Origin of the sequence: Micromonospora chalcea, from assembly GCF_002926165.1 — a bacterium.
Classification (GTDB): domain Bacteria; phylum Actinomycetota; class Actinomycetes; order Mycobacteriales; family Micromonosporaceae; genus Micromonospora; species Micromonospora chalcea.
The window spans coordinates 51342-71676 of record NZ_MAGP01000093.1; the positions used below are offsets into that span (position 1 = coordinate 51342).

General features: G+C 66.2%; 15 protein-coding genes and 4 pseudogenes. 10 read left to right on the forward strand and 9 right to left on the reverse strand.

The features are described 5' to 3' along the window. Positions 1-992 precede the first annotated feature (992 nt). From BAW75_RS33430 to BAW75_RS09330, 3 genes and pseudogenes are all read right to left on the reverse strand, one after another. Positions 993-1251, reverse strand: a pseudogene (locus tag BAW75_RS33430) (helix-turn-helix domain-containing protein); the annotation flags it as partial. 429 nt (positions 1252-1680) lie between these two features. Then, positions 1681-2583, reverse strand: a complete 903-nt coding sequence (locus BAW75_RS09325; RefSeq protein ID WP_244206053.1) for a phosphotransferase family protein — start codon at positions 2581-2583, stop codon at positions 1681-1683. A gap of 68 nt (positions 2584-2651) precedes the next feature. Then, a complete protein-coding gene (locus tag BAW75_RS09330) occupies positions 2652-3116 on the reverse strand; it encodes an HD domain-containing protein (protein WP_244206054.1) in 465 nt (154 codons plus the stop codon). A 159-nt stretch (positions 3117-3275) separates the two neighbouring features. Between BAW75_RS09330 and BAW75_RS09335 the strand changes: the two genes are divergently transcribed. Next, on the forward strand, positions 3276-3722 hold the full coding sequence (locus BAW75_RS09335; protein ID WP_104113297.1) for a hypothetical protein: 447 nt from the start codon (positions 3276-3278) through the stop codon (positions 3720-3722). On the opposite strand, the gene BAW75_RS09340 is transcribed toward BAW75_RS09335, so the two are convergent. Next, positions 3712-4314 carry a hypothetical protein gene (locus BAW75_RS09340; RefSeq protein WP_104113298.1) on the reverse strand — a complete coding sequence of 201 codons (603 nt, stop codon included), beginning with the start codon at positions 4312-4314 and terminating at the stop codon, positions 3712-3714. The genes BAW75_RS09335 and BAW75_RS09340 overlap by 11 nt on opposite strands. Positions 4315-4643: 329 nt before the next feature. Between BAW75_RS09340 and BAW75_RS09345 the strand changes: the two are divergent. Next, positions 4644-5929, forward strand: a pseudogene (locus tag BAW75_RS09345) (IS256 family transposase). A 337-nt stretch (positions 5930-6266) separates the two neighbouring features. After that, on the forward strand, positions 6267-6575 hold the full coding sequence (locus BAW75_RS09350) for a hypothetical protein (protein WP_091424847.1): 309 nt from the start codon (positions 6267-6269) through the stop codon (positions 6573-6575). Between the two features lie 424 nt (positions 6576-6999). Here BAW75_RS09350 and BAW75_RS09355 read toward each other — a convergent pair whose 3' ends face one another. Continuing rightward, positions 7000-7944: an endonuclease/exonuclease/phosphatase family protein gene (locus BAW75_RS09355; RefSeq protein WP_091424849.1), complete on the reverse strand. Its 945-nt coding sequence runs from the start codon at positions 7942-7944 to the stop codon at positions 7000-7002. Positions 7945-8216: 272 nt separating this feature from the next. Between BAW75_RS09355 and BAW75_RS09360 the strand changes: the two genes are divergently transcribed. Together BAW75_RS09360 and BAW75_RS09365 are read left to right on the forward strand one after the other, a co-directional pair. Next, positions 8217-8891: an HNH endonuclease family protein gene (locus BAW75_RS09360; protein WP_091425283.1), complete on the forward strand. Its 675-nt coding sequence runs from the start codon at positions 8217-8219 to the stop codon at positions 8889-8891. A gap of 303 nt (positions 8892-9194) precedes the next feature. Next, positions 9195-9539, forward strand: a complete 345-nt coding sequence (locus tag BAW75_RS09365) for a hypothetical protein (protein WP_091424852.1) — start codon at positions 9195-9197, stop codon at positions 9537-9539. Positions 9540-9762: 223 nt separating this feature from the next. On the opposite strand, the gene BAW75_RS09370 is transcribed toward BAW75_RS09365, so the two are convergent. After that, positions 9763-10191 (reverse strand): ArsR/SmtB family transcription factor, encoded by a 429-nt coding sequence (locus BAW75_RS09370; RefSeq protein ID WP_104113299.1) that lies wholly within the window; start codon positions 10189-10191, stop codon positions 9763-9765. 80 nt (positions 10192-10271) lie between these two features. Then, positions 10272-10619, reverse strand: a complete 348-nt coding sequence (locus BAW75_RS09375; protein ID WP_091424858.1) for a transposase — start codon at positions 10617-10619, stop codon at positions 10272-10274. Between the two features lie 167 nt (positions 10620-10786). Between BAW75_RS09375 and BAW75_RS31990 the strand changes: the two genes are divergently transcribed. The 4 genes and pseudogenes from BAW75_RS31990 (at position 10787) to BAW75_RS09385 (ending at position 17357) form a co-directional block, all read left to right on the forward strand. Further along, positions 10787-11140 carry a CU044_2847 family protein gene (locus BAW75_RS31990; protein ID WP_139135477.1) on the forward strand — a complete coding sequence of 118 codons (354 nt, stop codon included), beginning with the start codon at positions 10787-10789 and terminating at the stop codon, positions 11138-11140. After that, a pseudogene (locus tag BAW75_RS33435) lies at positions 11124-11654 on the forward strand (S1 family peptidase); the annotation flags it as partial. The gene BAW75_RS31990 and the pseudogene BAW75_RS33435, both read left to right, overlap by 17 nt. A gap of 2061 nt (positions 11655-13715) precedes the next feature. After that, positions 13716-16181, forward strand: a complete 2466-nt coding sequence (locus BAW75_RS32820) for a RelA/SpoT family protein (RefSeq protein WP_393353921.1) — start codon at positions 13716-13718, stop codon at positions 16179-16181. Positions 16182-16212: 31 nt separating this feature from the next. Continuing rightward, positions 16213-17357, forward strand: a pseudogene (locus BAW75_RS09385) (IS3 family transposase). 528 nt (positions 17358-17885) lie between these two features. On the opposite strand, the gene BAW75_RS09390 reads toward BAW75_RS09385, so the two are convergent. Continuing rightward, entirely contained in the window at positions 17886-19355 is a 1470-nt protein-coding gene (locus BAW75_RS09390; RefSeq protein WP_091424863.1) for a hypothetical protein, read from the reverse strand. A 207-nt stretch (positions 19356-19562) separates the two neighbouring features. On the opposite strand from BAW75_RS09390, the gene BAW75_RS32290 reads away from it, so the two are divergent. Beyond that, positions 19563-19718, forward strand: a complete 156-nt coding sequence (locus tag BAW75_RS32290) for a hypothetical protein (RefSeq protein WP_167435544.1) — start codon at positions 19563-19565, stop codon at positions 19716-19718. Between the two features lie 250 nt (positions 19719-19968). Here BAW75_RS32290 and BAW75_RS33440 read toward each other — a convergent pair whose 3' ends face one another. Then, the gene (locus BAW75_RS33440) at positions 19969-20094 is read right to left on the reverse strand and encodes a hypothetical protein (protein ID WP_363606759.1); all 126 of its coding nucleotides are present in this window, start codon (positions 20092-20094) and stop codon (positions 19969-19971) included. Between the last annotated feature and the right edge of the window lie 241 nt (positions 20095-20335).

Consider the following 20335-nt stretch of genomic DNA (forward strand, 5'->3'; position numbering starts at 1 on the left):
GCGGGTACGTTGATGGACCGACTCGAAGCGCTGGTCCGCGGTGAGGGCGAGCGCTTCCTCTGCCAGCACGGCGGCCTGCTCCGGATCGGGGTCGCTGGCGTGCAGGTGTGCAGTGGCCAGGTCTAGGCGGCTTAGTGCTCGCGGGCCGGCGAGCTCTGCGGTGTCGAATGCCGTGATGGCGATAGCGAGGTGACTGGTGACCCCTGCGGTACGGCCGAGCGCCAGGTAGGCGGTCGCCGCATTGGCCGCAGTCCTTGCCTGGCAGTACGGCCCGAGGGCAAGACTCGCGCTGACCTCCGAGCTGGCCGGGCGGTCGGACAGCATGGTGAATGCGCGGTCCACGGCGCGGTCGACGCCGTACCGGTCACCGAGGCGGGCGAGTGCCCGGGCCTGCCCGTTGATCGTTAGTCGGATGCGGTGTTCGCCGGTGCCGCTGCGCTGCAGACCGTCCTGGGCGTAGGCCAGCGCATCGTGATAGTCGCCGGTGTAGAAAGCAATCAGGCTTTGCGTGGCCCGCGTCCAGGCTTGCACCTCGGGCTGCTGGGCGGCCTCCGCGAGGTCGAACGCTTCGGCGGCGTAGGCGTGCGCCAAGCCGAACACGCCGAGGTCCAAGGCGAGCGCGCCGAGAAGTCCGGACAGGTGGGCGGCGACATTGTAGAGCCGAGCACGTTGCGGTGGATGTTGCCTGCCTGCCATGAGTTGGTCGACGTAGACGCGTAGCGGTCGCATTCGTGCCATGAGTGCTGCCGGGGTGAGGCGTTCGTTGTCGGCGATCGCCTGCCGAACCTCCGATTCGACGTACGCCAGGCGGGCGTCATCGTCCGTGGAGGACTTCAGCGCCAGTCGACGGGCGTCAACACTGTCCTCGTATTCCCACAGAACATCGTCGTCATCCGCGTCCAGGCCAGCGCGACTGGAACTGGCGACAGATGCCACCGGCCCGGACGCAGCCCTGCCCTCCTGAATCGCCGACACGCGGCGTAGGCGGCGGTCTAGCTCGGTGATGCGATCGTACTCAGCGACGAGCGCGCCCCCGCTCCGCAGCACTGTGTCGCAGCGCGACCAGAAAGTTCGGTCGGGATGCTGGTGACCGGTCTCGGTGTTCGCCACGGAACTGCGCCCGTACTGCACGAGCTGCGCAAACTCATACTGGGTGTGGCCGCTGGCCCTTCGGAGCTGAGCCAGACGGCGACCGAGCGCACGGCGGGCGGTCCTGATCTCGTCGCTGTCAACCACGCTACTCACTCCCATCCCACGAGCACGGCGGATACAGCTTGTACCGAATTCGGCAACATAGCGTGAAAGTTCCTCGGTCGCCGAGCAACATCAAGCCCGCCAGACAGCTGTACACCATCCATGGCCGCCTACCGTATTGGTCAGGTGCCCATTGTCCTGATCGATGCCTGCCGGTGGTCGCGTGGCGATGTCGGAATTCTGTCGGAGTTGCTGTGGTGTCTGGCGACAATGCTGGTGGTGGGCGATGGTGCTCTTGCCGACTCCGTTGGGTCTTCGATGACGATGAACGGGTTGATCACCCCTCGGTATCGGGGATTGGCAACATTCGGCGGCCGTTCGGGCCGGCGACCGGGCGGATGTACGTGTCGACGTAGCCGACACGCCAGCCGGACCCGACGACCACCGCGGAAGGGCAGCGTTGCCGCACCGTCCACAGGGAGTGCTTCACGATGAGTTTCCCAGTGGTGGTAGTCGGGTGGCCCTGGTGGGCAGGGATGTTCCGAGCAGTTGTGCGGCCCCGTGGAGTTGTCGGAGCACGACCTGGGCCTGGCGCCGGTCGGTGTCGGGCCGGTGGTGGCCAGCGGCGGCAGTGGTGAGAAACCACCAGGCCGCCCAGACCCGGTGCCAGCCCAGCGCCCACCGGGCGGCCGGAAGGCCGCCCCGGTCGGTTTCGGCGTCTGGGTGCCCGCCGGCAGCGACATAGGCGCGGATGAGCCGGGCGAGCGGACGGGGTTCGGGTGGCGTGCGGGTGCCGAACCAGGTAGCTAGGTCGAGCAGCCCTGGGCCGGTGAACGCTTTCGCCCAGTCGACGAGGCGGCATCCGGTGCGGCTGACGTGCAGCGAGGTGTGGTGGAACTCGCCGTGGCACAGCCCGAAGGGTGGCCGTTCGGCGCCATCGGCCCTGCGGCGTGCGACGGCGGCCAGCCGGTTCAGCGATTCCTCGATCGGCCAGGAGTCGGAGAAGCGTTCCTGTCGGCGGAGCGCGTTGAGCGCGTCGAGTGCTTGTCCGGGTAGCCGCGCCAGGCCCGCCTGGTCGAACATGGTCAGCCCGGTGATGTCGTCGATGGCGTGGACCCAGCGGGCAGCGGCGGCAGCCTCCGCGGCGGTCCCCGCCCGGACCGGGCCGCCGAGGTCGTCCATCAGCATGCCCAGCATCTCGGAGCGCTTCGCGTAGCCGTGGAGCACCGGCACTGCGGCGTCCCGCTCGTTGAGCGCCCGCAGCACGGCGGCCTCGCCGGTGAACGGCGCGGCGGCGACCTTGCAGACCACGCTGCTGCCGTCAGCGAAGAACAGCCGCTCAACGGCGGACAGCTCCCACTCCTGAATGGCCTGCCGCCCGGTCGGCACCCGACGCGCACCGGTTAGCAGGTCACATCGCAGCTGCGCGACGAGGCGCTCATCGAGCCCGGGGGTGTTCACCGCGTACTCGCAGTGTGGATGCCGGTGGTGACCTGTTCGAGCTGGGCCAGGACGGCGTCGAGGTGCGCCGACATGCTGGTCGGCACCCGAGGTTGCGCCGCGTGTTGGAAGGCCCGGAAGTGCGGGAGCAGCGCGCACAGCACCGGCCGACGGGCGAAGAATCCGGTCACGTTCCCGGTTGCCCGGGCCCGTCGCAGCAGGGAGTTCAGCGCGACGATCTTGTCGGCGGTGGAGGCGAGCAGCACCGGTTGGTCATCGACACGGATGGGCGGATGGGGCCGGTCGAGGGCCTGGTGTTCAGCCTGGAGCGCGGCGATGATCCGGGCAATCTCAGGCCCGTATCGGGTGGTGAGGACCTGGTAGACGTCCGGCGAGGCCGGGGCAAGCTCGGGTGCGTCGTGAAGCAGCGCTGCCGCGATCACCTCGGGCGGCGGGGCGGCCACGTGGTCACCGATGGTCACCGCGACCCGGACCGCATGGGCCAGGGCCGGCCGGTCATCGATCGTGTGCCCCGCGCACCAGGCTCGGGCGTCACGCAGGGCACGCTCGAAGACGACGGGGCGGGGAGGCGACAAGACCGTCATACTCTGATACCTCCTGATTGCCGTACGATCGGCGCTATGTCCGGGCCGCTTCCGCACTGGTGCGAGCAGACCTGTGTCGTGTGTCCTGGGCAGCAACTCGGGCCGGGCCAGTTCGACGTGGTCGACCGACCCGGGCCCGAGTTCGCCTACCGCCCGGATGTCGGCTGGCGGGCCACCGCCGACGGAGTCGCTGTGTGCGTCCACCCGTTCCGGGTGGGCCTTCCGCCCGGCCGTTACGCCTCGGTCGGGGCACCGGTCCCCGTTCAGGCGCCTCGACCAACGCCGACACCGCAGGCGCTGGAGTTGCCTGCCGATGTGGTGGATTTGGAAGGCTGGCTCGTCGCTGTGTTGCGGGACGCGCCCGCGGAGCAGATCTTCACCGCGGTGGCCCGCGCCGAGCGGTTGGCCGCCGAGCGGTTCGGCGCGAAACACACGGTGGCGGCGCTGCGGCGGGTGCTGTCGGTGGAGCTGGCTAGCCGCTGACTGCCACGACCGTTTCCGGCTGGTCGAAGTCGAAGTCGTGGCTGCGCCCGTCGCGGCCGAGGCCGGCCGCCTGATAATGGGCGTTGAGCAGGTCCAGGCGCCTTGTCACTTCGGCCGAGTCCAACCAGTACCGCAGCCGCTGCTCACCCCACCCCGCTGCGGCGTAGAACGCGTCGGTCACGCATCCACGGGTGTAGGTGAACTCCTCCAGCTCTGTCGCGTGCGGGAAGACCACGCCCAGGTCGGCCTGCATCCGGGACATCAGCGTGAACTGCGCCAGCACCGCGTGGATCATCTCGTCCACCGGCGCCGGCACCAGCAACTCGGCGGCCTGCTCGTCGCCGCCGGACAGCTCGAACACCGCAGCCTTGAGCGCGAGCACCCGCAGCGCCTCGACCAGCAGCGGACCAGCGTCGCGTTCCAGGGACCAGCGGCTGATCGCCGGGTAGCCGGTGAAGGTGGCCCAGCAGCTGGAGTACTTCATCGACGAGCCGTGCAGCCGGTCATACGCCGGGTGTGCTCGCATCCGGTCGAGGATCTCGGCGGCCCGGCGGCCGACGTCTGCTACAGCCGGCATGGATCGACTGGCCATGGTGCATCCCTCCCTTGGGGCAGTGGACACGCAGGAAACCGCTCGCCGCACCGCAGCCAACGGCCCCGCACCGCCTACAGGGCCGCAGGCGGTGACATGGGCATCAAAAGCCGACAGCGCCAATGTCGAAAAGAGCCACCATCGGCTTTCGACATTTCTCTGACATTCCTGCCCGCATCAGTCGTCGCCGCGCGGTTGTCGGCAGATTGTCAGGACCGGCCGCCGAACCTGGCCGACACCGACCGAACTCGCCTTTAGTGGGAGTGTGGATCTAAGGGTGTTTCCGGCCTGACCTGCCGGGCGTTGTGCCTGGTGAGGAGGGTGCCGTGATGACCGCGACACTGAACGACCAGACCGGACGCAGGAAGCGGCCCGAGCCGTCGGCGGAGGCGAAGGCCGCCGCCGAGCTGGTCCGGGCAGCCAAGGAACAAGGGCTGTCCCTGACCGGTCCGGACGGGCTGTTGAAGCAGCTGACCAAGACGGTCCTGGAGACCGCGCTGAACGAGGAGATGACCGAGCACCTCGGCTACGAAAAGCACGACCAGGCCGGTGTTGGTTCGGGCAACATCCGCAACGGCACCCGGTCGAAGACCGTGTTGACCGAGGCCAACGGGCCGGTGCAGATCGACGTGCCGCGGGACAGGGCAGGCACCTTTGAGCCGCAGATCGTGCGCAAGCGGCAGCGGCGCCTGTCCGGGGTCGACGAGGTCGTGTTGTCGCTGTATGCCAAAGGCCTGACGACCGGGGAGATCTCGGCGCACTTCGCCGAGATCTACGGGGCTTCGGTGTCGAAGGAGACGATCTCGCGGATCACCGACAAGGTCATCGAGGAGATGACCGACTGGTCCCACCGCCCGCTGGACGAGATCTACGCGGCGGTGTTCATCGACGCGATCGTGGTCAAGGTCCGTGACGGGCAGGTCGCCAACCGGCCGTTCTACGCCGCGATCGGCGTCACCCTCGACGGGGAGAAGGACATCCTGGGCTTGTGGGCCGGCGCTGGCGGTGAGGGCGCGAAGTTCTGGATGAGCGTGCTGACCGACCTGCGCAACCGGGGCGTCAAAGACGTGTTCTTCCTCGTCTGCGACGGTCTGAAAGGCCTCCGGAAGTGGTCACGAACGTGTGGCCGGCCACGATCGTGCAGACCTGCATCATCCACCTGATCCGCAACACGTTCCGCCTCACCTCCCGCAAGTACTGGGACGCGCTCAAGCACGACATCAAACCGATCTACACCGCCGTCAACGCCACCACGGCCCGGGCCGCGTTCGACGACCTGGCCGACAAGTGGGGCGACCGGTATCCGGCGGTGATCCGCCTGTGGGACAACGCCTGGGCGGAGTTCATCCCGTTCCTCGACTACGACGTCGAGATCCGGCGGGTGATCTGCTCGACCAACGCGATCGAGTCGTTGAACGCCCGCTACCGACGGGCAGTCAAGGCCCGCGGCCACTTCCCCAACGAGCAGGCCGCGTTGAAGTGTCTGTACCTGGTGACCCGGTCCCTGGACCCCACCGGAGCAGGCAGAACCCGATGGACGATGCGCTGGAAACCCGCGTTGAACGCCTTCGCCATCACCTTCAGCGACCGCTTCCCAGCCGCTGAAACCTACTAACCAAGATCGCCGGAAACACCCTTAGCGAGACAGGCCCCTCCGCTCGGCTGGCCGCCGTCACGATTCCCGAGCCTGACCCGCGATCGACAGTTTGTTCGGGCCCGCTGCGGGGGTCTGGGATCGGCCCCTCGCGGCCTAGCCGGCGTGGCGCGGGGCAGGAAGGCCGAACTTGTCACCGCCGAGTTGACGTCGGGGGACCAGGCCCGTTCCACGATGTGCGGACTGACGGCGGAGATGGGCTTCGGGGAGAGGAGTGGTTGACCGGCAGCCGAAGGCGCAAGGACAGCGGCGACGGCGGGGCCAGCGATGAGAGCCGTTCAGGGCCTAACCTGACGCGGTGTCGATCAGCAGCAGCGAGTTCGAGGCGTGCCGGCGGCTTTTCACGTACCGTGCGGGGATCTGGGTCTACCGTTTGGCGATCCTCTTGGCTGTTTTTCCGTGGCTGTTCCGGGCGGCGGGTGTGCGGCTGATGTCCCCACAGGGGGCGGCGATGATGGCTGCCGTTGGCTTCATCCTGGTGTTGGCCGGCCATCGTCTCGTTCTGCGCTCCCATCAGAGAGAGGGGTATCTCGGTGACGGCTACGACCCGTTGCGGCCGCCGGGCGGCCTGGTTGCCCGAGATGTGTTCCGCCTGACGTATTGGTAGCCGCATCGGTTCGACCAGCCTGCGGCGGTTTGCCGGGCTGGTCAGCCGAGCGGAACGACCTGCAACCGGCCCACGTGCCCGTTGCGTGCCCGATGGGGTGGGCGACGACCGTCAACTACGGTCAGCTCCCAGGTGTGACGGCCAGCATAGCGACGCAGCTTAAGCCAGGTGATTGCCGAGCGGCTCCCCACCCGTTCCCCACACTTCCTCAACCGCGTGTGGCCAGTCCGTATTCTGCCAGAGCTCGACAATCAGCTAACGGTCGGTCACCTGCCCTGACAGGCGAGAGGCCGCGGCGTCAGTCGTGTCTTCTGGACAGCCCTCGCCCAACTAACGTAGCCATTTATCGCGTCGCCACCGCCGCCGAGCTCGACGACATCGTGGCGCGTAGCGTCGGTCGCTGCGTTTCCCGGCCGCCCGCGTTTTACCCGTGGAATCGGGCGACGACGGGGGCATGGTCTGGTACGACGGCCTTCTCCCGGCTGCGGGTGGAGGCGCCGATGGAGGTGATGTCATCGACGAGGGAGTCGACGGTGGTCAGCTGGAGTTGGAGGTCGCGGGTTGCCAGGATGTGGTCGATGAGTTCGCCGTTGCCTTGGTAGATGCGGGAGTATGCGCCGGTTGGGGGGAGGCGTCGTCCGAGGTTGTACAGCCGGACGGCGTCGCCTTTGTCGGGGCGGTTGACGTCTCCGTCGGCTGGGCCTTCGAGCAGGACGGTGGTGATGGCGTCCGGGCCGTCGTTGAGGTCGCCGCAGAGGACGGTCGGCATGCCTGGTTGGCCGTCTATGGCGGCCGCGGCGAGGGTCTCGTTGAGGTGTACGCGAAGGGCGACGGCTTCGGCGGTGCGCCGCAGGAGGGCGTAGCCGGCGCCGCGAGCGCGTTCGTCTTCGTTGAGGGGGTAGCGTCGCCCGCCCGGGTAGGTGAGCAGTTTGCTCTTCAGGTGCGCGGTCAGCAGCCGCAGGCCGGCGCCGCCGCAGTCGACGTGTACCTGAAGCGCTCCGCGTCCCATGTGGGTGAGGGTGTCGCCGTCGACGTCGGGGACCGCAGGCAACCCGGAGGGCGGCAGCGCGAGGATCTGCGCTTCTTCGGTGAGGGGATGCCGGGCGAGGACGGCGACGCGGATGCCGCGGCTGTCCGGGTGGGAGGACACGACGGCCTGCCAGGGCTCACCGAGGGCAGCCCGCAGGTCCTGTGCGGCCCGGAGGCTGCCGATCTCTTGGAGGGCGACGACGTCGGCGCCGGTGCCGGCGATCAGACCGGCGAGGTAGGTGAGTTTCGCGGTGTAGGTGTCGGCCGCCGACGTGTCGGTGTCCTCGGGTGGGAACAGGTTCTCGACGTTCCATGTCATGACGATCAGGTTGTTGGCCACCGTCGCTCCCGGAATAGCAGGTGTCGTGCCAGCCTGAGAGTCGCACTCTAGGGCGTCGGATTGTCGCTGATCGCCAGTTCGTCGCCATCTCGACAGGCGCGATCGGCGGCGGGGCAGCGGACCGGCGAGTTCGCCCGGGGCCGGTGGCGCGGACAGGGAATGGCTGTGATCAGTGTTCGTGGGAGCCTTCCCACTCTTCACAGTGGTGACCGTCGATCGACATGATGGGGCGAGATGGTCGCTGTCCACGACGGATGCCCGAGGAGGCCCTCATGCGACTCACCCGACGACTCGCCACATCTGCGTTGGCGCGGCGTGCCATAGCCGGAGCAGCGGTGGCGGTGGTCGCCAGCGCTGGCCTGGTCGCCGTCGACGCCTCGGTGGCTTCGGCGACACCGCCCGGTATTCCGTCCAAGGCGAGCGCCCAGTCGCAGCTCAACGCTTTGACGGTGAAGAGCGAGGGGTCGACGAGCGGGTACTCCCGGGATCTGTTCCCGCACTGGATCACCATCAGCGGGGCCTGCAACACCCGCGAGACGGTCCTCAAGCGCGACGGCACGTCCGTGGTCACCGACAGCAGCTGCGCGGCGACCTCCGGCCGCTGGTACAGCCCGTACGACGGCGCAACCTGGACCGCCGCCTCCGACGTCGACATCGATCACGTCGTGCCCCTCGCCGAGGCGTGGCGCTCGGGCGCCAGCGGCTGGACGACTAGCCGGCGGCAGAGCTTCGCCAACGACCTGACCCGCCCGCAGCTGATCGCCGTAACCGACAACGTCAACCAGGCCAAGGGCGACCAGGACCCCTCCACGTGGCAGCCACCGCTGTCGTCCTACCGGTGCACCTACAGCAAGATGTGGATCACCGTGAAGTACAACTGGGGGCTGAGCCTGCAGTCGTCCGAGAAGTCCGCCCTGCAGAGCATGCTGAACACCTGCAGCTCCTGACGCCCCAAGGAGTCCGCGCGCTCACAGCCCCACACGTCGCCGCCGGGCGGGCTACGACTGAAAGCACGTGCGGGCTTCCGAAGCGAGGAAGCTGATCACCGGATGCCAGTGACGCTGTCATCGGGCGGCAAGCTCAACCCCCGGGCTTGCCGCCTCCACGCCGACACTGGCAGCTGCGACGACAACGGCGGTGGAGCGAGCCATATGACGACCCCATCCGGACGGCTGAGTGGCTGCCGGTCGATAGCGTTGGATCTATGGGGTGAGAGGGCGTAGCCCGGCGGGGATCTAAGGGAGGGGCGTATGGAACCGTGGTCCGTGGCGCAGGTGGACCAATGGCTCGACTGGGTGCACGACCGCCACGACGAGTTCGACTACCGCTACATCTACTTCGCGTACCTGGCGGCTCGTGCGCCTGATCCGCGTGACGACGAGATCACCCTGACTGTTGAGCCCGACGGTGGTGTCAGGTTGCAAGCGGGCAACGACGACCGTGGACTGCGGCTGGCGAACGACGACGAACGGACCCAGTTCGTCAATCACCTACAGCGTCGGTACTGCCGAGACCGATACCCGAGCATGCGCGAGTGGGAGCAAGCCCGGCATGCTGACTTCCTTGAAGAAGCCCAGTGGCGGTACGGACGGTAATACGCGCTCCCATAGCCCACCAGCGCGGGTCGGCGGTGGGATGCCGCCGCAACTCCTGTGACGGAGCGGTGCGTGCCTGCAGCACTGTGCAGGCCAAGTGGTCAGCACACAGGCCGCATGAGCCGAGCGGCGAGTATGTCGAAGCGAGGGAAACCGGATCTTCCCGCAGCCAAATGGCCATCGCCAAAGCGAACGCTATCGCCTGCAGACAGGCGCCCCCGCCTTAACCCGTGACGCTTAGCGAGTCACCCTGGTCGCTCGCTCGCTTGCGGGGCGGCGTCAACAGCTCGGCGAGCGCCGCGATCGCGGACGGCACCAGGCGGTAATAGGCCCAGACCCCACGCTTCTCCCGCTCGAGCAACCCAGCCTCCGTGAGGATCCGAAGGTGATGACTGACGGTCGGCTGGGAGAGGCCGAGCGGCGCGGTGAGGTCACTGACGGACGCCTCGCCCTCAGGAGCGGCCTGAATCAAACTGAGCAGTCGCAGTCGCAGTCGCAGTCGCAGTCGCAGTCGCAGTCGCAGTCGCAGCCGAGCCGGATCGGCGACGGCCTTCAACACTCCCGCGAGCCGTTCGGCATCGGCACGCTTGATCGGCTCGCCGGCAAGCGGCGAGACAGCAGGGGGCAGCGGTCTTCGTGATTCCCAAGCCATGCATCTTGCACCAAACACCATCAACAAGCTGGCGGAACCCAGTACCAGACTTGAGCTACCGCCTGCGCACCCCAAAGTCTCTACAAGATCCGGGGCGGTTCAGCTCGTCGACGAGCGTCACGACCGTCGCCGGGTCGGGTCGAGTTCCGAGGCGAAAAAGCCGACGCGGCCTTCAAGATCTCGTTGGCCCGCTTCAGCTCCGCGTTCTCCCGCCGTAGCCGCCGCAACTCCTCCAACTCGGAGGTCGTCGGCCGGTCGTCACGCTGACCCCGGTCGGCCTCGTCCTGGCGGATCCAGTTCCGCAACGCCTCGTGATGCACCCCAAGCTGGCGGGCCAGCTGGCCGATCACGGGCTTCGGGTGCGACTCCCGATACAAACGCACCGCACGTACACGCAGCTCATCGGGGTACTTCTTCGGTGCTGCCACGGATGACTCCCTTCAGCTCCATCAGAGCATGATCGAAAGCCTCCGAGCTACCGGGGAAACCTCACCGCTGCGGTCTTTGCTGGACGGTGGTGACTCTGGGGTCGTGCGCCTTGCGCGGCTCCGCTACTCTTCGCGCGTGTTGCATTACGACTGGCGAGGAGTGCAGCGTGAACGAGGCAGCCGGAAGTATCGAGGTTTCGTCTGTGGTGCCGCTGCATGTCGACGGACACTTGATCTATCTGACTGGCGCAGTCCTAGACGCACACCAAGGTAGCGATGAGGTTGACGTAGCGTCCCGACCGCTTGATCTTGATCAGGCGCTTGCAGCATTGACGGCTTTTGCGACAAAAGTCGGCGATCGCCTTAAGCAGGCCGACGTCAGCCGACTGGCTGTCGAGTTCTCCTGCGAGTTCGCGGTTGAGTCCGGCAAGTTAGTAGCGGTGCTAGGGAAGGGATCGACGAAGTCTGGCATCAAGGTCGGCCTTGAGTGGGACAGAACCAGGTATGAGCAGCCATGTTAAGTATGGCTGGGAGGACTGCCTCCGGGCAGCCGTGGTGGCCGTCGAAGTTCCTGCGACAAAGGGGGCGCGGCCAGTCCTAGGGACCGGTTTCGTAATCGCACCGGGTTTGGTAGCGACATGTGCCCACGTGGTTGCCGAGCAGGGTCAGCCGCTTCCTGAGATCGTCAGTGCAAGAGCAGTAGACGCTGAGGTTGAGCTCGTTCTTGAAGTATCGGCCGACCGCTGCTTCCGCACGCCTGCTGGGTTGGACCTGGCGTTGCTACAGGTGCGCGAGACGTCCATTCCAACTGACCTTCCGCCGGTGCTCGCGAGTCACGTAGTCGCACTGGGAGATTCACTATGGACCTACGGTCACCCAGCTGGCATGTTCCGTGCAGGTCAATCGGCCACTCTCGACTACGAGGGTCAGTCGCGGCGCAGCGAGGTCGACTCGTTGCGACTACTGCGGGGGCGCGGGACGTGGTTGCCTGAGGGTTTCAGCGGAAGCCCTGTCGTCAACCAGCGCACGGGTGCAGTCTGTGGCATGATCTGCACCTCGGCCAAGACGGGCAGTGCGCACATGTTGCCCATCGACGAGATCGTAGGTCGATGCGAACCGGCACAAGTTGCGCTATCAACGGCGCCAACTATTCACCGCCGCTGGCTCGATTCGCTCACCGATGAACAGATAGGTGCAGGTGAATGGGTATATCCTGGACGCCAAGTCCGTGCCTATCTAGCGCTCGCATCCCGGGCAGCCGCCGCCCATCCGTATAATTTACTATCTGGAGCCGCAACTCCCCCACTGTCCACTGTTTATGTTCGACAAGCTGCTCGGCGCCGAGATGCGGGAGATTCTGAAGTTGAATTGACGCAAGCGCATCCGGCGGACATCGTGTTCAATGGTGAACAGGATGCCATACTTGTCGGCGGTGCTGGCGCAGGCAAATCGAGCCTATTTCAGGTCGCCATAACAGATATTGTAGATCGTTGGCGGGACGGTGAAAGCGTCAATGTTCCTGTCCGTGTGCAGGCGGCAGACATACTCGCCACCGGTCGCCTAGGTGAAGCGATCGCCCGAAGCGTGCGGGCTGAACTAAACTTGCTGGTCGCCAGCGTTTGGTCTGCCGAGTTCTTTGAGCAGCCGCCTTTCTTCGGTGCACGCTGGCTGGTCTTGGTTGACGGCCTTGACGAGATTATGGACACGCACAAGCGGCAACGAGTATTTAGGATGATCGAGGGCCACCGCAGTGGCGCCGGGTGCGTCCACCGATTCATTCTGGCTACCCGTCCCGGAGCAGTAGAAGGCATTGCAGGACCGGAATGGGAACCTTTTCAGTACGAGTTACTTGCCTTTGACGACGAACAGCGACGCCAACTTGTCCAGGGCTGGTTCACCCAGTTGAACGTCGCTGAACCCGGCAATACCGCAGCGGAGTTCATCAAGGAGCTCACGCATCTTGGCTTGGACGAGTTGGGGCGAAATCCGCTCATGGCCACCATTCTATGCCAGCTTTTCATCGCCAGCCCTGACCGTCGCCTTCCGCCAGGCCGATCGCGGATCTTCCAAGAATTTGTTGAACTGCTGCGTGAACGTCAGCACAGCGACGCCGAAGGCGGTGTTCGCCAGCAGCTGCGCCACGCACTAAGCCGCTTTGGTGCGGACGCCGAGCAAGCAGGAGAAAGGCTCATCGCCGAAGGTGAGAAACTTATTGGCCGTCTAGCCGCTGACCGGCTAGACGGTGACACCACCTTGGCAGTTGACAAGCTTGACGACTGGACCCGTGACCTACGCGGTGCAAGTGTCCCGGAGGCGGCTTGGCGAAGCTTGATCGTAGACTACCTTCGGGGCAGTGGGGTTCTGCTCGCTTGGGGCGACGATTTCATGTTCCTGCATCAGACCGTTCAGGAGTATCTGGCTGCTCAGTTTATCCCTGGTGATGCCACCCGTGCTGACGCGGTCTTTTGGGATCTATTCAACAGGTCGGCCGGCGGCAAGATGCTGGCTCCCGTTGCATGGCGGCAGTCCCTTGCCCGGTTTCTCGTCGCTGCTTGGGAAGAGTCGCAGGCGATGGCAAGGGCTCTGCACTCCCTCGCCTCCACTGGTGGCTTGAGCGGAGCCTTGTTTGTGGCTGCGGTTATCGATGACGCCTGCTACGTCTCCCCCGAAACCGTCGCTGCTGCGGTCCGCACGTTGTCCGCCGCCGCCCGCGACACTCGAACTTCGACAAACAGTCGCCATCTTGCCATCGTAACTTGCCTTCGGCTCGATCGTCAGGCAGGACTAAATCTTGCAGCAGAAATCGTTATCGATGAACGGCAAGACCCTGTGCTGCGAAATCCGCTCCTGCGAACTATGGCATCCATGGCGGGAGACGGCAATAACCGGTCGATGGACGACGGCGATGGGAAGGCCATCGGTGGTGACGAGTGGATTATGCGGCAGCTTCTCCAGCTCGAGGGTGTCGATGCTGCGGCTATCCTGTCGGCAATAGCTCGCCACCGTCCGCCACGCAAGCCCAGCCCCCAAGATCCGGGATCCGAACAGCGGCAGCGAGTGTGGGCCGCCGACGCCCTCGCGCGATCCGGAAACACCTTGGGGCGGCAGCTTCTCGTCGACCTTGCAACTGATCGGCGACTTGACGCTGCCGAACGGCGAGCAGCAGCGTCGGCTCTGCATGCCACAGGGGACGGCCGGGGTGCCACCTTACTGCGCAGGCTTGCCCTCGATGAATCCCTGAAGGGCGCAGAACGTCAACTGGCAGTCCACACTCTGCGAGTGACTCCAGGAACGAGATCGCCTGTTAGGCGGGTCGTCAATAGGCTCGGTTTAGGTAGGGTCCTAAACATCGCGCCCACGGTCAGTGTAGTTCTCGAGCCCCTTGTTGCCTGCCACCGCCAGCACTATCCCCGAGCAGATGTGCGTGTCTTGCAGCAGGCCTTCGATGCCGCAGCCTGGTGGCATTCCGGTCAGTATCGAAAGTCTGGCGACCCGTACATCACCCATCCGCTGGCGGTTGCAACCATCCTGGCGAACATGGGCATGGACACCGGAACGCTTGTCGGTGCGCTACTCAGCGGCACGACAGACGGCAGCGGCTACGATGTTGCTCAACTCCGTGAGGAGTTCGGCGGCGAGGTGGCGAGTCTCGTCGATGGAGTTCGGAAGCTCGACCGGCTCCCTTCCGTTGACGACGGTTACGCCACCGTCCGGAAGGTGGTCGGAATTATCGCAGGAGATCCACGTATCTTGGTGATCAAGCTCGCGCGGCGCCTCCATAACCTTCGTACGCTTACTTACGAGGTTCGAAGCGAGCAGGAACGAGTTGCTAGGCAGACTCTCCAACTTTGGACGCCGCTTGCGCACCGCGTCGGCATGAATACGATGCGATGGGAGTTGGAGGATCTGGCGTTTGGGACGTTGTTCCCGAAGCGGTTCGAGGAGATCAACCGGCTGATCGGGGAGCACCAGCCGCAGCGGGAGGCGCTGCTGCGCCAGGTGACCCAGAAGGTGTCCACCGACCTGAAGGCCGCCAAGATCAAGGCGGAGACGACCGGGCGGCCGAAGCACCTCTACTCGATCTACCAGAAGATGATCGTGCGGGGGCGGGACTTCAACGACATCTACGACCTGGTGGGTGTGCGGATCCTGGTCGACACGGTGCGGGACTGCTATGCGGCGCTGGGGGTCATCCACGCCAACTGGCAGCCGGTGCCGGGCCGGTTCAAGGACTACATCGCGATGCCCAAGTTCAACATGTACCAGTCGTTGCACACGACTGTCATCGGGCCCACCGGCAAGCCGGTGGAGATGCAGATCCGCACGTACGCGATGCACCGTGCGGCGGAGTTCGGCACCGCGGCGCACTGGAAGTGCAAGGAGCACAAGGGCACGCCGCTGGTGGGCCCGCCGGCGCACATCGACGAGATGACCTGGCTGCGGCAGCTGTCGGACTGGCAGCGCGAGGCGACGCACCCGAGCGAGTTCCTCGACGCGCTGCGCTTCGACCCGTCCAGCCAGGAGGTGTACGTCTTCACGCCCAAGGGTGACGTCATCCCGCTGCCGACCGGGTCCACGCCGGTGGACTTCGCGTACGCGATGCACACCGATGTGGGGCACAAGTGCATCGGGGCGCTGGTCAACGGCAAGCCGGTGCCGTTGGAGTCGACGCTGTCCAACGGTGACGTGGTCGCGATTTACACCTCGAAGTCCGACACCGCCGGCCCGACGCAGGACTGGCTCGGCTTCGTGAAGAGCCCTCGGGCGCGGACGAAAATCCGGCAGTACTTCAACAAGGAGCGGCGCGAGGAGGCGATCGAGGCCGGCAAGGACGCGATCGTCAAGGCGATGCGCAAGCAGGGCATGCCGTTGCAGCGGATGCTCACCTCGGACGCGCTGATGGCGATCGCCCGGGACCTGCACCTGGCCGACGTGGCCTCGCTGTACGCGGCGGTCGGCGACAGCCAGGTCTCCGCGCAGTCGGTGGTGCAGAAGCTGATGGCGTCCTACGGCGGCGAGGAGGGCGCGGCGGAGGACATCGCCGTGGCCACCTGGCCGCCGCGCAGCCGGCAGAGCAGCGCCGACCCGGGCGTGGTGGTCCACCGCGTCAGCGACGTGTGGATCAAGCTGGCCCGCTGCTGCACGCCGGTCCCGCCGGACTCGGTCTTTGGTTTCCTGACTCGTTCCGGCGGGGTGAGCGTGCACCGCGACGACTGTGCCAACGCGGAGGACCTGCGTGCCCAGGGCGAGCGGGTGGTCGAGGTGAGCTGGAAGCTGACCTCCGCCTCGGCGTTCCTGGTGGCGATCCAGGTGGAAGCGCTCGACCGGCACAAGCTGCTCGCGGACGTAACCCGGGTGCTCTCCGAAGAGCGGGTCAACATCCTCTCCGCCACCGTCACCACCACCCACGACCGGGTGGCGGTGAGCCGGTTCAGCTTCGAGATCGCCGACCCGAAACACCTGGCTCACCTGCTCGCCAGGGTGCGCAGTGTCTACGGTGTCTTCGACGCCTACCGGATGATGGGGGGACTGCACCCGGTTCGGTTGACTCCTGACCTGTGAGGATCTGTTCCTCGCTGGAAGGATGTCTGTCATGCCGAAAGCGTTCCCCCTGGAGTTCCGCCGCGACGTCGTCGCGGTCGCCCGTAAGGGCGAAGCCCCGATCGCCCAGATCGCGAAGGACTTCGGGATCTCCGAGGCTTGTTTGCACCGCTGGCTGAAGCTCGCTGACGTCGAGGACGGCGTCCGCCCTGGAACTACGAGTTCCGAGTCGGCGGAGCTGCGGGAGCTGCGCAGACGCAACAAGATCTTGGAGCAGGAGAACGAGATCCTGCGGCGGGCCGCGGCGTACTTCGCCAAGGAGATCTCCCCAAAATGACGTACCCGCTGGTCGGTGACCTGGCCGCGGACGGGATCCCCGTCGCGGTGACCTGCCGGGTGTTGGGGTTCAGCAAGCAGGCCTACTACGCGTGGAAGAACAACCCGGTCACCCGGCGGGACCTCGACGACGCGTATCTGATCAACGCCGCCCTCGACATCCACCATGATGATCCGGCGTTCGGCTACCGGTTCATCGCCGACGAACTACCCGCCCACGGCATCATCGCCGGCCCGAACCGGGTCGCCCGGTTGTGCTCACAGCAGCGCATCTGGTCGGTGTTCGCCAAACGCAAGGGCCTGACCAGGCGGGCCGGACCCCCGGGTGCACGACGACCTGGTGCAACGCCGCTTCACCGCCGACGCCCCGAACCGGCTATGGCTGACCGACATCACCGAACACCCCACCGCCGAGGGCAAGCTCTACCTGTGCGCGATCAAGGACGTGTACTCCGGTCGGATCGTCGGCTACTCCATCGACACCCGCATGAAAGCCTCCCTGGCCGTCGCGGCGCTGTCGAACGCGGTCCGGCTCCGGCACCCGGCCGACACCGTGGTCCACTCGGACAGGGCAGTCAATTCCGGTCCAGGAAATTCGTGAAAGCGTTGCACCGCAACGGATTGGTCGGCTCGATGGGCCGAGTCGGCGCCTGCGGCGACAACGCCGCGATGGAGTCGTTCTTCGCCATGCTGCAACGCAACGTCCTGGACCGGCAACGCTGGACCACCCGCCACGAGTTGCGCCTGGCGATGGTGACCTGGATCGAGCGGACCTACCACCGCCGGCGACGGCAACAACGCCTCGGACGGCTCACCCCGATCGAGTTTGAGACAATCAACCAGCCCGTACACGCGGCCTGAACCACTCAAACCCGCGAGTCAACCGAACCCGGGGCAGTCCCCTATGTCCGCTGGCATGGTTGAGGCTGGCGTACCCCGCCCTGCCTGCTGGCGCGGCCAGGCAAGATCAGCAACCACAGTCAGTAACAGCAGCAGCCTTTCCTCGTAGAACTCGCACCAGCCGAATTCGCGACCCTGCCAGGTGGCCGTTGATCTCCGCTTGCAGTACGGCGGTGAACACGTCGTTGCCCTGTCCGGGTGAAGATGGCGGCAGGACCGATGTATAGACGGCCAGACGTGGCGGACGTTCAACGTTGGCCCCCCGTTTACCCCCCGAAAACCCAGGCCGAATGTTGACGAAGAGTGACAAGAGCCGGTGAGGCCTTGGCGGCGTACTTGCAGCTCAACGACCATCTCAGGCAAGTAATGACAAGCACACTCCGGCTACTTTCCGTTACAAGGGGTCTTGACAACCAATGACAAGTCCTGAGGGGACTCGACAAGAGGCTGTCGTGGGTTCAAGTCCCCTCGTGTTGGTGGTCTTTGCGGTCAGACGCCGGCGAGGGTGAGTAGTCGCTCCATCTCGGCCACGGGGAGCGTCGCCGCAGCAGCCGCCGCGTGCGCCACCCATTCGCTCGAATCCGCGAGCAAGACGCGACGCACGTGGACCGGTAGGTTCGGGTGGCCGGCGACTTCATGGCGAACCGTGCTGTCCGGGTCGGTGGCCAGACGTCCGGCCAACTCGACGGGCAGATCCGGATCTCGGGGTGCTAGGCATCGCATGCGCGGGTCCGGGTCGGTGGCGAAGCGGCGTAGGGTCTGCGGCGGGAAGGTGAACACGTCGGCCGGACGCCAGCGCGTCTTGTTGTCCGGCCCGAACTCACGGTCGATGCGTTCGGCTGTGGCTGGGTCCACCAGGTGCGGGGCGTGCGTGGCCATGCTGGTGCGTACGCCCCTGTCGTCGTCGTTGAGCAACCGGATCACCGCGTCGGCCGGCAGTGTTCGGCCGCGTGCAGCGGAGCGCCGGAAGCAGATGTATGGCGAGGACAGGTGCGGCAGTGGGTCTGCGGTGACCCAGTCCAGCCGAAGGTGCTGCAGCTCGGCGACGGCCATGTGGTCTTCGACCAGCTGCAACAGCGCAGTGTCGTCGAGTTCGTCGTCGAGCAGGTCGGCCAGCGGGCGGTCGCTCTGCTGGATCTGCGTATAGATCCGGTGGCGTACCGGCTCGGGTGTGTCCCGGCGGCTGAAGACACCCACGCGGACGTTCGCGCTGGGATCCTCGGCGAGCAGGTCCCGTACTCCTGAGGGAAGCTGTGGGTGTTCGGCGACCTGCCGGCGAACATGGTGGTCGGGGTCACCGGCGAGCTTTTTGGCCAGTTCCGGGGTCAGGTCTGCGTGGCGTACGGCTCCGGCGCGGGTGACCGGATCGGCGAGCAGTCCCGCCACGAGGTCGGGCGGCGGTACCGGATGCGGTAGCCGGGCGTAGTAGGTCGAGCAGGCAGCCGCACGAACCTCGTCGACGGAGTCGGTGAGCAGGAGCCGCCGGACCGGTCCGGGGGCCTGCGTCCACCACCGTGCGAGGGTGGCCCGGACCGGCGGGTCAGGGTCCGTGGCGAGCCGGGCGAGCAGATCGGCCGGTACGTCGTCGCGTTCGGCGAGGTGTCCCCGTACCAGCCTGTCCGGATCGTCGATGAGTCGCTCGTACCACTCGCGGGGCGCGCCACGGGCGCCGACAACCAGGGCAGCCCGGACGGCGGGATCGGCGTGGGCAGCCAGCCGCATCCGGACGGCGTTCGGCAACTGGCGGTTGAGCGCGAGCGAGCGCAGCAGCCAGTCATGACCCGAGGCGAGGACCTCCTCGATCATGTCCGGGGTCAGATCGGCGCGCTTGGCCACGTGGCCGAAACCGCGCCGGTAGCGCACCAGCCGGCGGACCAGCCCGGTCGGCAGCGCCGGGTTCTCGGCGAGACCGTCGAGCACCTTCGTCAGGTGGACCGGCGTCGGCTCGTCTTCAGCCATCCGCCGCCCCTTCCAGATCCGTTGCGCCCCGTAACGAGTCTCGCAGGTGCAGTACAGGCGGGACCGCCCCGGGCTCCGTGTCGTTTTCGTTGTCGAACGGTCCGCTGTTCCAGGTCCCCATGAAGCCCCCCAAGATCGGTTGCGCCGTATTTCCGCACCGGCCATCGACAAGACTCCACCGAACACGAAGGCGGCTATGGTGCCCGGATGGCGATCGACAGGTCGGGGCAGCGGCGGCCGGAGACGGCATCGTCCGACCTCGACGCGTACCTGAGTGAGTTCCGGGCGGGCGGCAATTCGATCGCTCGGGTCTTTCATGCCGCGTGTGCGCGGTGCGGTGGGTCGGAGTTCGGCATGAAGTAACCTCTAATGGCCGGACACAGTGTCCGGTCGCAGGTGGTCACTTCAGCCGGTGCGCCGTGGCGGGACGTGCCGTCGTGTTACGGCTCCTGGCAGGTCGTGATCACGTGGGATGTCAGCGTCGACGTGACTGAGGCCAGGCTGCCGGTGGGGCTGAGGCAGTCGCGTCGCTCGAGCTGCTTTCGAGGTAGTTGGGGGGAAGGGCTGGGACGGTCGGGGGTGGACCGCTTGGTTCGGCGCTCCACCCGATCGTTCAGTCAGAAGATGAGATCAAATGCTGACCAGTTGGATCCGATGGTGGTGCAGCTGGTTTGAAGCGTCCGGTGCCGTTGCCATGGGAGAGGTAGAGCTCTTTGGTGGTGCTGTTGCGGGCGGTGATGTCGGCGTCTCCGTCACTGTCGAAGTCGCCGGGGAGGAGACGGCATCAAAGGCGGCGATGCTGGTGATGCCGGTTTGGTCACGGGCCGAACGTGTCTCCCTGAGCAAGGGCGTGAGTGAACTGCGGGGCGGAACGACGCTGGCGGCGAACAGTCAGGCCCAGGCGGGTTCTGTGGAATGGGGCCGGCCCTGCTGCTGTTCTTCTATGCGCCTGTGCCTACGGTGAAGCGCGGAGCGACCGG

Bases quoted from the DNA above. Each gene is read 5' to 3' on its own strand.
- BAW75_RS09360 (WP_091425283.1), top strand. From the start codon at position 8,217: ATGCGACTCACCCGACGACTCGCCACATCTGCGTTGGCGCGGCGTGCC.
- BAW75_RS09370 (WP_104113299.1), bottom strand. From the start codon at position 10,191: ATGGCTTGGGAATCACGAAGACCGCTGCCCCCTGCTGTCTCGCCGCTT.
- BAW75_RS09335 (WP_104113297.1), top strand. From the start codon at position 3,276: ATGTCCGGGCCGCTTCCGCACTGGTGCGAGCAGACCTGTGTCGTGTGT.
- BAW75_RS09365 (WP_091424852.1), top strand. From the start codon at position 9,195: ATGGAACCGTGGTCCGTGGCGCAGGTGGACCAATGGCTCGACTGGGTG.
- BAW75_RS09390 (WP_091424863.1), bottom strand. From the start codon at position 19,355: ATGGCTGAAGACGAGCCGACGCCGGTCCACCTGACGAAGGTGCTCGAC.
- BAW75_RS32290 (WP_167435544.1), top strand. From the start codon at position 19,563: ATGGCGATCGACAGGTCGGGGCAGCGGCGGCCGGAGACGGCATCGTCC.
- BAW75_RS09340 (WP_104113298.1), bottom strand. From the start codon at position 4,314: ATGGCCAGTCGATCCATGCCGGCTGTAGCAGACGTCGGCCGCCGGGCC.